This window comes from Pseudomonas sp. NPDC090233, from assembly GCF_044772285.1.
Taxonomy (GTDB): domain Bacteria; phylum Pseudomonadota; class Gammaproteobacteria; order Pseudomonadales; family Pseudomonadaceae; genus Aquipseudomonas.
Genome location: NZ_JBIVYQ010000004.1, coordinates 64422 through 75326 on the forward strand (window position 1 = coordinate 64422; position 10905 = coordinate 75326).

16 protein-coding genes are annotated in these 10905 nt (G+C 62.9%); 14 read left to right on the forward strand and 2 right to left on the reverse strand.

Annotated features, from left to right (window positions below):
- Positions 1–19: 19 nt before the first annotated feature.
- Entirely contained in the window at positions 20–895 is an 876-nt protein-coding gene (locus ACIQUF_RS11640) for a phage portal protein (protein WP_403132496.1), read from the reverse strand.
- Entirely contained in the window at positions 792–2834 is a 2043-nt protein-coding gene (locus ACIQUF_RS11645) for a terminase large subunit domain-containing protein (protein WP_403131494.1), read from the reverse strand. The genes ACIQUF_RS11640 and ACIQUF_RS11645 overlap by 104 nt, the downstream gene beginning before the upstream one ends.
- A gap of 160 nt (positions 2835–2994) precedes the next feature.
- Between ACIQUF_RS11645 and ACIQUF_RS11650 the strand changes: the two genes are divergently transcribed.
- The 14 genes from ACIQUF_RS11650 to ACIQUF_RS11715 all read left to right on the forward strand — a co-directional run bounded on the left by ACIQUF_RS11650 (position 2995) and on the right by ACIQUF_RS11715 (position 10904).
- A complete protein-coding gene (locus ACIQUF_RS11650; protein ID WP_403131497.1) occupies positions 2995–3960 on the forward strand; it encodes a GPO family capsid scaffolding protein in 966 nt (321 codons plus the stop codon).
- Positions 3960–4979: a phage major capsid protein, P2 family gene (locus ACIQUF_RS11655; RefSeq protein ID WP_403131499.1), complete on the forward strand. Its 1020-nt coding sequence runs from the start codon at positions 3960–3962 to the stop codon at positions 4977–4979. The genes ACIQUF_RS11650 and ACIQUF_RS11655 overlap by 1 nt, the downstream gene beginning before the upstream one ends.
- A complete protein-coding gene (gpM, locus tag ACIQUF_RS11660) occupies positions 4976–5701 on the forward strand; it encodes a phage terminase small subunit (protein ID WP_403131501.1) in 726 nt (241 codons plus the stop codon). The genes ACIQUF_RS11655 and gpM overlap by 4 nt, the downstream gene beginning before the upstream one ends.
- A 98-nt stretch (positions 5702–5799) precedes the next feature.
- Entirely contained in the window at positions 5800–6261 is a 462-nt protein-coding gene (locus ACIQUF_RS11665; RefSeq protein WP_403131503.1) for a head completion/stabilization protein, read from the forward strand.
- Positions 6258–6704 (forward strand): phage tail protein, encoded by a 447-nt coding sequence (locus tag ACIQUF_RS11670; RefSeq protein WP_403131505.1) that lies wholly within the window; start codon positions 6258–6260, stop codon positions 6702–6704. The genes ACIQUF_RS11665 and ACIQUF_RS11670 overlap by 4 nt, the downstream gene beginning before the upstream one ends.
- Positions 6697–7377: a virion morphogenesis protein gene (locus ACIQUF_RS11675; protein WP_403131507.1), complete on the forward strand. Its 681-nt coding sequence runs from the start codon at positions 6697–6699 to the stop codon at positions 7375–7377. The genes ACIQUF_RS11670 and ACIQUF_RS11675 overlap by 8 nt, the downstream gene beginning before the upstream one ends.
- A 10-nt stretch (positions 7378–7387) precedes the next feature.
- Entirely contained in the window at positions 7388–8497 is a 1110-nt protein-coding gene (locus ACIQUF_RS11680; protein WP_403131509.1) for a DUF2586 domain-containing protein, read from the forward strand.
- Positions 8498–8499: 2 nt separating this feature from the next.
- Positions 8500–8949 carry a DUF2597 family protein gene (locus ACIQUF_RS11685; RefSeq protein ID WP_403131511.1) on the forward strand — a complete coding sequence of 150 codons (450 nt, stop codon included), beginning with the start codon at positions 8500–8502 and terminating at the stop codon, positions 8947–8949.
- Positions 8949–9158: a TraR/DksA family transcriptional regulator gene (locus ACIQUF_RS11690; RefSeq protein WP_403131513.1), complete on the forward strand. Its 210-nt coding sequence runs from the start codon at positions 8949–8951 to the stop codon at positions 9156–9158. Before ACIQUF_RS11685 ends, ACIQUF_RS11690 begins: the two co-directional genes overlap by 1 nt.
- Positions 9158–9454 carry a hypothetical protein gene (locus ACIQUF_RS11695; RefSeq protein ID WP_403131515.1) on the forward strand — a complete coding sequence of 99 codons (297 nt, stop codon included), beginning with the start codon at positions 9158–9160 and terminating at the stop codon, positions 9452–9454. Before ACIQUF_RS11690 ends, ACIQUF_RS11695 begins: the two co-directional genes overlap by 1 nt.
- The gene (locus tag ACIQUF_RS11700; protein WP_403131518.1) at positions 9451–9981 is read left to right on the forward strand and encodes a lysozyme; all 531 of its coding nucleotides are present in this window, start codon (positions 9451–9453) and stop codon (positions 9979–9981) included. The genes ACIQUF_RS11695 and ACIQUF_RS11700 overlap by 4 nt, the downstream gene beginning before the upstream one ends.
- Complete coding sequence (locus ACIQUF_RS11705; protein ID WP_403131520.1) at positions 9978–10457, forward strand: lysis system i-spanin subunit Rz; 480 nt, start codon at positions 9978–9980, stop codon at positions 10455–10457. The genes ACIQUF_RS11700 and ACIQUF_RS11705 overlap by 4 nt, the downstream gene beginning before the upstream one ends.
- A complete protein-coding gene (locus ACIQUF_RS11710) occupies positions 10450–10737 on the forward strand; it encodes a putative phage tail assembly chaperone (RefSeq protein WP_403131522.1) in 288 nt (95 codons plus the stop codon). The genes ACIQUF_RS11705 and ACIQUF_RS11710 overlap by 8 nt, the downstream gene beginning before the upstream one ends.
- A gap of 20 nt (positions 10738–10757) precedes the next feature.
- Complete coding sequence (locus tag ACIQUF_RS11715; RefSeq protein WP_403132498.1) at positions 10758–10904, forward strand: DUF6890 family protein; 147 nt, start codon at positions 10758–10760, stop codon at positions 10902–10904.
- Position 10905 lies beyond the last annotated feature (1 nt).

Below are 10905 nucleotides of genomic sequence, written 5' to 3' on the forward strand. Positions count from 1 at the left end.
AGCGCCCAGGTCGATTGACTCAAGAGTTTGCCGGGACAAGCTCCCGCCATGTAAATTTACGATCATCACGTAAAACTTCATTTGCCTGATCGAACAACTGACAGATCGGCAAAATCTCGTTACTGGTATATACCCTATCGATTTTCTCGATATCCCCGAACCCGCCGCTGTTCTCAGGGATGATGCCCGCCAGTGCTGGGTTCATACGCCAGGCGGCGATGATGTCGTTCCTGGTGATGTTTTTCACTTTCTCCAGCTCGTCCTTCGCCTGGAAGTCACCCACCGGGATGATCTTGATCGCGTTCTCATGCCCACCTGGGATGTTCACGAACATCGAACGGAAGTTACCCACACCCTTGCTTGCGCTGATTTGCGAGCGTAGGTTGTCTTCGTCCTCCTCGGACAAGTTCGGATCATTGGTATAGAAGATGTAGCCCGCGTGGGCTCCGTTGCTGTAGTAGCGCCGGCGGAACAGCGTGGCGGCCTCGTTCAACAGCAGCGCCTGCAGGCCGCCGAGATAGTCCGGGATTCCATAGATGTTCTGCTCTACATCGTAGTCCTTGATGTGGACAATCTCGTCCTGGTCGAACTCCTCCTCTTGACCGTTCTGCAGCAACTGGACAAAGCCACCGTCCACCTTTACCCGCATGTTGATCGCCGGCAGGTGCTCCAGCTCCAGGACATGGCCTAGGAAATTTTCGTGCGCCAGGAAGTAGGCTTCCCCGAACACCATGTAGTCCAGGGCGGCACAGCTCATTGTGTGAGCGCTGCAGCCTTCCGAGGGGACGAATTCACGCAGTAGTAAGTTGCGCTTGAACTTGGGAATGGCGCCGTGGTGCGCGTTGGCCCGCAGCAGCTTGGCCAGGCCGGCGCGAGATACCGGCGGCTTGAACAGGCGCCCGTCGTCGGTAGGAAAGATGCCCAGGTACTCGCCGATGTTTGACGTCAGCACCTGTTCCGGCTCCCCGAACGTGAACACCCGCGTGGGCTGCTGTGCCTGTGGCTGTCTGGCGTGGTGTTTTCTCTGTCGTTTGGGCATGGCTTCCGCTCGTGAGGTAACGGCTCTTGCGCCGCTTGTTGGTGTTCAGGGGTTCGTTGTGCAGGGCGTGCATCACGGCCCATGCGATGTCGGCGTGGCCAGTGGCCTCGGTCCTGGAGGCGCTGAAGGTGATCTGCCCGCCGTTGGTGGTCCCGCGCTTGATGGTCAGGAAGGCCTGCGCGATATCGGTCCAGCCGGCGTCCCATTCGATCCGGCCGGCGCGGATCACGTCCTGAGCCTTGAGCACCAGGGTCGTTTTCGTCTCCAGGCTGTAGTGGATCCGCTGCGCACGCGGATAGAAGTCGCAGACCACGTCGTACACCCCGATTCCGACGCCGGTGGTGTCGATGCCGATGTGCTGGACATTGAAGCGTTCGGTCAGCTTCTTGATCTGGGCCGCCTGGTAGGTGAACGACTGCCCACGCCAGCTGTATTTCTCCAGGACCCGGAAATTGCCGCCCGGCTCGGCCGGCGGCGCGACCACTACGCAAGTCGCATCGTCGCGGGTACGGCTTGGGTCGTAGCCGATCCAGACCGGGTTATTGCCGAATGGTCGATCGTCGTCTTGGTCGAAGTCTTCCCACAGCATCAGGTCGGAGTAGCAGCCTTCCAGGTCTTTCAGCCCGAATGCGCTCTGCGTGCTGTCGATGAACTTGCAGTAGAACAGCTGCTGGAACTTGTCTTCGTCGTACTCCAGCTCCAGCTGGGCCACGTCGAACAAGTCGCAGCCGCCGGCAATGGCGTCGTCCAGGGTGATCGTCTTGCGCCACTGACCGTCCGGGCACAGCGCACCCTGGGTGTATGCGGCCTCCGCTGGCCACTCGCCGGCGGCCTTTTTGCGGCGCTTGTCGTTGCGGAAGGTCTCGCCCGTCCAGAACGGGTACGCCTGGTGGCTGACAGCGCTGGGCGTGGAGAAATAGGTCTTGCGCCATTTCTTGTGCGTGCCCATGGCGCTGGCCACGGTGCTCAGCTTCTCAAAGTCGCGGATCCAGAAGTATTCGTCCACATAGACATGGCCGTGATAGCCCTGGGCCGTGCTGCTATTGGTCGAGAGGAAACGCAGCTCGGCGCCGTTGCTGAGGACGATCGGGTTACCGGTCAGCTCGATGCCGAACCACTTCTGGGCAAACTGGATGATGTAGCTGCGGAAAATCTCGGACTGGGCGCGGCTGGCCGATAGGAACACCTGGTTGTCCCCAGTCAGCACGGCATCCATGAAGGCCTCGCCGGCGAAGTAGTAGGTCAAGCCGACCTGCCGACTTTTGAGGATGTTGCGCAGCCTGCAGGTCAGCGGGTTCTGTTTCGCCGCGAACAGCTCCTGCTGGTACCGGTACATTTTGGAAATGAACTGGTCTAGGAAATCCACCTCAGTCAAGCCGCTGACGTCGTTCTTCGCGGGTTTCTCCCGCTTCTTCCCACCGCCACCTCGACGCTCTCGGCGCTGGCCCTGCTCCCGATCGCCCTGCTCCCGCGCTGGCTCGCTCGCCGCCGGCGCAGGTGCGGCTGGCTTGCTCGCCTGCTTAATCAGCTTTTCCCGCACAGCTGTCAGCCGGTCCAGCTCGTCCAGGTCGCCCTTCGTCAGCGTGTCCTGCTTTTCGCAGATGAGCGTGATCCGCCGGCTGATCGCGGTCAGCGGTTCCTCATCGGTCAGCATCTCGTCCCAGCTGCCCTGGCGAATCCAGTAATAGATGATCCGCACGTTTGGCAGCTTCAACTGAGCCTGGATTTCCTTCACCGAGGCACGGCGCAGGTATAGCCGCTTGGCGGCCTCTTTGACTTCGATCGAGTAGTTCATGGGGCGGAGTCTATGCGCCGAAACAGCCCCAAACGCGGTGTAAAAGTGAGCGAAATTCCTAGATTCGGCGAATAGGAATTCTGCTCAAGCAAACCGATTGGCCGGTGCCGATCGGCTGCCTATCGTGGCGCTCATCGACCACCACCGAGCGCTTCAACCGATGCCCAGATCCCTTGTCTCCTACTGGAAGCGCGTAGCTGTCAGCGGCCCGACCGCCGACAACCGCGAGATCACCGTGCAGGAGCTGGTCGACTGCGCCGAAACCTACAAGCTGTCCACGTACACCGCCGTGATCTGGAGCGAGCATGAGCGCTGGCCTGGCTCCCACGGCACTGTCTTTGCCGTGCGCTTGGTGACCGAGAACGACGATCCCGAACTCCTGCCCGGCCAAGTGGCCTTGGAAGCCCAGCTCAAGCCCAACGACAAGTTGCTGCACTTGAACGACCAGGGCGAAAAGCTGTTCACCAGCGTTGAGATCCGGCCGAACTTCGCAAACTCCGGTCGCCATTACCTCACCGGCCTGGCTGTCACTGACGAACCCGCAAGTCTGGGCACCCAGGAGCTGTATTTCTCCATGCGTGCCCGCAGAAGCAACCGCTACGACAAAACCTCCTACTTCTGCGCCCCCGTAGAGCTTGGCTCCCTTCGCGAGGGAAGCCAGCAGCCGGGCGAATTGCGCCGCTTTTTCAACGCCTTGACCGGCCTGTGCAAGCGCTTCGCCGACACCACCACCCCCTCAACCGACGAGACCAAACCGATGGATGAAGCAACAGCCAAGGCGCTCAAGGCGCTGTATGACCAATTCGTGATCCTGCTGGCCGGCCTGCAGGCCGTGCTGGAACCCGTCGTTGAAGGTGTCGATGACGCCGACAACAAGGACCAGGTCGATGCCGTAGGCGCCGCCGTCCAGGACGTGGTGGATGAAGCGGACGAAAACCGCGATTTCAACCGCAAGGACGGCAAGGGCGGTAAAGGCGGCAAGGACGAGGTTAAGGAACTGAGCGCCCGTATCGAGGAGCTGCAGGAGAACATGACTAAAATGTTCAATTCGACCCAGAACCGCCGCCAGGTCAAGCGCACCACGGGCGCGGCTGGTGAGAAGAAACGCGGCGGGGGTCTGCGCTAATGGGCGCCCTGTCGAAACGTGCTGCAGCGGAGTACCTGCAGCTCCAGGACGACCTGGCCGAGGCGTACAGCATCGATGACGCCACCCGCACCTTTGCCGTGGAGCCCACCCACGCCCAGGAGCTGAACGAGCAGATCACCGAGCGCGTCGAGTTTCTGGGTCGTATCAACGTCATCGGCGTGACCGAGATCAAGGGCGAGAAGGTCTTGCTGGGCCTGAGCGGTCCTGCGACCAGCCGCACCGACACCGACTTGAACGACCGCGAGCCGCGCCACCTGCTCGACCTGCAGAACAACTTCTACGAGCTGTTCCACACCGAAACCGATGTGGCATTGAAGTTCGCCACCATCGATGCCTGGTCCAAGTTCCCCGAGTTCGCTCGCAAGTACCTGGAGGCCGTGCAGAAGCGCATCGCCCTGGACCGCATCCTGATCGGCTGGAACGGCACCCACGCAGCCAAGCAGACCAACATCACCAACTACCCGCTGCTCCAGGACGTGAACAAGGGCTGGCTGCAGATCGCGCGTGAGCAGATCCCCGAGCAGGTCCTGAAACCCACCGATCCGGCCGTGAAGATCAAGATCGGCAAGGGTGGCGATTACGAAAACCTCGATGCCGCGGTGCACGACGTCAAGCAGATGATCGACCCGGTGTTCCGCGACGAGGGCGACCTGATCGCCATCATCGGCTCGGATCTGCTGGCCCATGACAAGGGCAAGCTGTACGCCGCGCAGGGCCAGACCCCGACCGAAAAAGAACGCATCGAAGATGCCCAGGTGATCGCGACCTACGGCGGCCTGCCGGCATTCCTGATCCCGTTCTTCCCGGCCAAGGGCATCCTGGTTACCTCCTGGGCCAACCTGTCGATCTACTTCCAGGACACCAGCTGGCGTCGCCACCTGCTCGAAAACCCGAAGCGCTCCCGCGTCGAGGACTACAACGGCCGTAACGAGGGTTACGTGATCGAGCAGTTGGGCAAGTTCGCCTACCTGGAATCCGACGGGGTGGAAACGGTATGAGCCTGGCCCTAGCGCACAAACGCCGTGTGCTGGAGCAAGGCACCGCTGCAGTAGCCCAAGTGGCTGCTGCAGCGGCCCTGCCGTACTCCCCAGGCGAGGCTTTGAGCAGCCCAGCGAATGCTCGCAAGCACCTGAAGCTGATGGTGGCCAGCCTCGACGCGGACCTGGTCCGTTTGAAGGCAATCCCGAGCTTGGCCGGCAAGCAGGACCTCAAGCGAACCGAGCTGCTGCCCAAGTACCAGGAGTACATCCAGCGCTACATCGAATCTGACCAGGTCATGCAGAACCCCGTCCTGGTGCAGGTAATGGTCTGGCTGTTCGACACCACCCAGTTCGATGACGCGCTGGAGCTGGCCGAGATCGCCATGGCGCAGGGGCAGTTGATGCCGGAGCGCTTCAAGCGCCGCGACATCCAGACCTTTGTCGCTGATGCCGTGGGCGACTGGGCCTACGCCGAGTACGAAGCTGGCCGCAGCCCTGAGCCCTACCTTTCGGACCTGCTGCAGCGCGTGGATGGCGAATGGAACCTACCGGAACAGATCCCGAGCAAGTTCCACAAGCTGATCGGCATGCGTGCCATGGATGCCGAGCAGTGGGATGTCGCCCTGGTGCATCTGCAGCGAGCAACCGAGCTGTACCCGAAGGCGGGCTGCAGTACGCGCATTGAAAAATGCCGGCGCGTGCTGTCGCGCCAGGAAGCCGCCGCCGGCGGTACCGAATAACCGACTACCCCCCCAGCGGGAACCCGTGAAGCGGAGTCAGCCATTTATGGCCAGCCCCCGCCGAAGCGGTGTCTCCCGCCCTTTTCGAGTGACCAGCGATGAGCTTTTCAGGCAAACCCTCGACCGTGGTGGACCAGACCATCGAGAACAACGGCTTTTGGCCGAACCTCTCCCTGGCGGAGTACCAGAAGGCTTACCGCCTGCCCGGCGAGTACCTGAGCGACACGCTGGTCACTCATCTAAACATCGCCCTGGGCGAGGTGAACCAGGACCTGGCCAAGCTGATGGCCAGTTGGCGTGGCCTCGGTATCACCGAGGTGGCCACCGCTGATTCACTGCTCCTCGAGGAGCGGGCTTACAAGGTGACCCTGTACAAGCGCGCCGTGTACTGCCGGGCCAAGGCCACTGCCCTGACTGACTTTGCGACCGTCACCCGCCGCGAAGTGGCCGAGAACACTGGCAAGGAAGCGCCGGAGCGTGCCGAAACCTACCTGGCATTCAGCCAACAGGCTGTGCGTGCCCTGCAGGGCCGCAGCCGCATTACGGCGGCCCTGGTATGAGAAAGATCCAGGCCCTGACCGCGTACCTGCTCGATCGGCAGCTGGTGCTGCCCGAGCAGCTGGAAAGCTGGGTGGAGCAGATGGACTCCGAGCTGATCTGGAAGGAAACCGAGCGCGGCCTGCACATGGGCGACATGACCTACCGGGCGATCTTCGACCTGGAGCGCTTCAATGGCTCCCCATCCCGCCTGCTCGCCCTGGTCGGCACCTGGCTGGAATCGAACGACCCGGACCGCGAGGACCTGCCAGCGCCGGCGTTCGTCATCGAGCCGATCGACCTGGACAACGACCTGTTTGACGTCGAGCTGACCCTGCAGTTTGTCGAGCCCCAGTACCTGGCAGAAGACGACGACGGCGAGTTCCAGGCGTTTGGCAAGACCTGGGCGTTCGTACCCTATGACCTTTGGATAGCCGAGGAAGGCGAGGCGGTGGCCCGTGGCTAGCCGCCTGTTTGACTTCGATGCCCGTGGGGTTCTGGACGTGCGCGAGCAACTGGCACTCCTGCAGCTGGAGCCCCGGTTGCGCCGGCGCCTGCTGAACAACGTGTCGAAGCGGGTCCGCACCATGAGCCGCAAGCGGATCCGCAGCCAGGAGAACCTGGACGGATCGCCCTTTGCCGCCCGCAAGAACCCAGAGCCTGGCCAGAAAAAGATGGAGGCCGGCCTGGGCAAGCTGATGCAGGTCACCAGCGTGACAGCCGACGAGGCCGTCCTGGGCTGGAAGAACAACCTGACCTCCTGGGTCGCTGCCCAGCAGCACAACGGCGCCTCAGAGCGCCGCACCGCCCAGCAAATGCGCCGCTGGAACAAGGTCGACGAGGGATCGATGTCGACGCCCAAGCAAGCCAAGCGGCTGCGCCGCCTCGGCTTCAAGGTGCGCCAGGCCGGCAAGAAGCGGCTGTCCCGCCCGCCCGTGGCCTGGATCCTGGAGCACGTCAGCTACATGCAGGCCGGTGTCCTGATCCGCGTCCTGGACGAAACCCGGGGCGAGACCACCGGCGCCGACAGCTGGGAAATCAAGCTGCCCAAGCGCCAGTTCCTCGGCGCGAACAGCAACCGCGACACCACCGAGCTGGTGCGCCTGGTGCTGCAACAAATCCTCAACTCTCAACGCTAAGAGGCATCCCATGGCACTCGGCACTGTCGGCGTAAACAATCTCAACCTCGGCCAGGGCGCCGTGACCGAGATCGAGCGCTATTTCCTTTTCATCGGCCCGGCGAGCAAGAACACCGGCAAGCTGCTGGCCCTCAACACTCAAAGCGACCTGGACAACGAACTGGGCGCTACTGCGTCCGATCTGAAGACTCAGATCCTGGCTGCCCGGCAGAACGGCGGCGACAAGTGGGCGTGCATGGCTGCCCCGATCGTCGCCAACGGCGACTGGGCCGCAGCTGTGGATAAGGCGCAGCAGGACAACGTCTCGGTCGAGGCCATCGTCATCACCGTGCCCGTGGCGGACAAGGCCACCCTCGACGCCATGAATGCCAAGGCCTTGAGCATCAGCGCCGTTTACGGGCGCCGGGTGTTCATCATGTCGGCGATCGCCGGCATCAGCGCCGCCCAGGACTGGGCTACTTACCTTTCCGAAGCCAAGGCCAAGGTGGCCAGCGTGGCGGCCCCGCGTGTGCTGTGCGTGCCGCAGCTGCACGGCAACAACCTGGGCGTGCTGGCCGGTCGCCTGGCCCGGGCAGACGTGAGCATTGCGGACAGCCCTATGCGGGTGGCCACCGGTGCCCTGGTCGGCCTGGGTGCCGTACCGGTGGACAAGGACGGCATCCCGCTGCCCTCGGCGATCGTGGCCGAACTGGACAAGGCGCGGCTGTCGGTACCGCAAACCTATCCGGACTACCCCGGCACGTTCTGGGGTGACGGCAACATGCTCGATGCCCCGGGCAGTGACTACCAGGTAGTCGAGTACCTGCGCATCGCCGACAAGGCCGCTCGCCGTGTTCGCATCCTGCTGATCCAGCGCATCGCCGACCGCAAGCTGAACAGCTCGGCGACCTCTATGGCGCAGAACAAGACCGCTCTGATGAAGCCGCTGCGCGATATGTCCCGTTCGGTCGTGTTCGCCGGGGTCCAGTTCCCGGGCGACATCGAGTCGCCGTCCGACGACTCCATCACCCTGGTCTGGACCAGCAAAACCGCCGTTGTCGCGTACCTCAAGCTGCGCCCCTACAACTGCCCCAAAGACCTCACCGCAAACATCGCTCTTGACCTGAGCGACGAGGAGTAACCATGTCCAAGATCGGCGGCAAGAACTTCGATATCAACGTGGGCGACACCTTGATCCACGTTGAAACCGTCACTCTCGACATCACCGACAACAGTGCCGTGGCCCAAAGCCGGGGCGTGCCAGACGGCTACGTCGATGGCGACGTGGCTGCGAGCGGCGAATTCGAGCTGGACAGCGCCAACTTCAACCTGCTGATCGAGGCGGCACGCGCTGCCGGCAGCTTCCGTCAGCTGGAGCCGTTCGACTCGCTGTTCTACGCCAAGACCCCTACCGATGAGCTGCGCGTAGAAGCGTTTGGCTGCAAGCCAAAGATCTCCAGCCTGCTGAACATCGACTCCAAGGGCGGCGAGAAGCACAAGCACAAGGTGCCGTTCGACGTCACCAGTCCGGACTTCATCCGCATCAACGGCGTGCCGTACCTGGCCGCGACTGAGATCGAGGGCCTGCGCTGATGACCTGCCCGTTCGATCGCGCCCAGGCCCTGGAGCAGCGTCAGCGTGACCAGGCGATCACTGCCGCCCTGGCCCGTGCGCGCTCGACCGGGCCGAGCCTGACCCACTGCGAGGACTGCGGCGGCGAGATCCCCGAGGCGCGGCGCGCCCTGGGCGGCAAGAGCCGTTGCGTCCCGTGCCAATCCCTCTTTGAAGAAGGTCGCCGCTGATGACCCTGCGCAATGCACAGAAACCCAAGCTGGAGACGCGCCTGGCCCTGATCGAGCAGCGCGTGAACGACCTGGTCGAGCGCCACGAAACCGTTCCTGGACGAGTCACCCGCCTGGAAGGCGAGTTCGAACACATGGGCGCTCAGCTGGCCGCGCTCCACGATGGCCAGCGCGAGCTGACCGCCACCGTTTCCGACATCGGTACCAAGGTCACTCGCATGCTGGCCGCCCTGACAGTGCTGGGCGTGATCGCCCAGGCGCTCGGCCCGACCCTGTTCCGGATGCTGATCCCATGAGCCTGCGCAACAAGATCCTGACCGGCACCGTTGCGCTTGTGCTGAGCAGCAGCACGCTGATGGCGTTCCTGGGCAAGTGGGAAGGCGAAGGTCAGAACGTCGTTTACTCCGACCAACTGGCCCGGGGTCTGCCGACCGTGTGCAAGGGCATCACCCGCTACACCAGCCCTTACCCAGTGGTGGTCGGCGACTACTGGTCGCCGGCGCGCTGTGCCGAGGTGGAGCAGCTGGTGGTCGAGAAGGGCCAGCTGGCCCTGGCTGACTGCCTGACCAACGACAAGATCAGCCAGAACACCTTCGACGCGCTCAGCAGCCACGGCCACCACTTTGGAACGCCGTCGACGTGTGCCAGCCGCGCTTTGGTGCTCATCAACGCGGGCCGTATCGCCGAAGGCTGTAGAGCGCTGGCTTGGGGCTCGGATGGCCGCCCCGTGTGGGCCTATGTCACCGATGCCAAGGGCAACAAGGTGTTCGTGCGTGGCCTACACGCCCGCCAGCTGGACGAAGCGAGGTTGTGCGCCGCATGAAGATCCCAACGCTGTCCGACTTCCTCTTCACCCTGTCCTCGTTCGTCCTGGTCGTCATCCTCGCCATGAAGCTCCAGGACGCCCGATCGGAGCGCGACCTGGCACTGAGTGAGCGGGATGCCGTTATCCGGGTCGCCAATCAAACCGCCGAGCGCCTGGCACAGGCTGCGGCCAACGACACCAAACATACCCAGGAACTGAACGATGCCCTCAAAGCCAACCAGGATCTGCGCCGTGCTGTTGACGCTCGCGATCAGCGGCTGCTCGTCAAAGCCACCTGCCCTGTGCGCGCCGATACCGCCGGCGCCGGCGTGGCTGATGCAGGCGCCCCCGAACTCGCAGCAGACGCTCGATCGGATTATTTCACCCTCCGAGATCAGCTCGCCGTCAGCAAGCAAATGATCTTGGGGCTGCAGGACCACGTCCGCAGCTTCTGCACCACCCAACCCGCTACCACTGGAACCGAAAATGACTGAACGCACCGAAATCACCCTGGAAGTCGCTGGCCAAGACTTTGAGTTCGCCATGGATGCGGCCCTGATGACCCGGTACATCAACGGCCTGACCCCGGCTAACAAGGTCGCCCCGGCGCACAACCTGCTCATGTCCTCCGTGAATCAGGAGCAGAAAGCCACCCTCAAGCCGCTGCTGGCCAACCCGATGACCGCCATCCAGATTGCCGGCGCGCTGATCGAGGAGTACTCCCCGACCGTTGAAGTCACCGTAAAAAAGCGCTCGGCCACGCTGAGCGCCTGACCGAGGACGGACTGGGCCAGCTGCTGGCCCTGGCCGATCACTGGCTACCTGGTGCCGATCGATCGCCCGAGACCCTGGGCACAGCCAAGTGGCTGGATGACGAGCACTGGCGGCGAATGGAACTCGCCATAGCCAACGGCATTTCACGAGCAATCAACGGTAACTGAC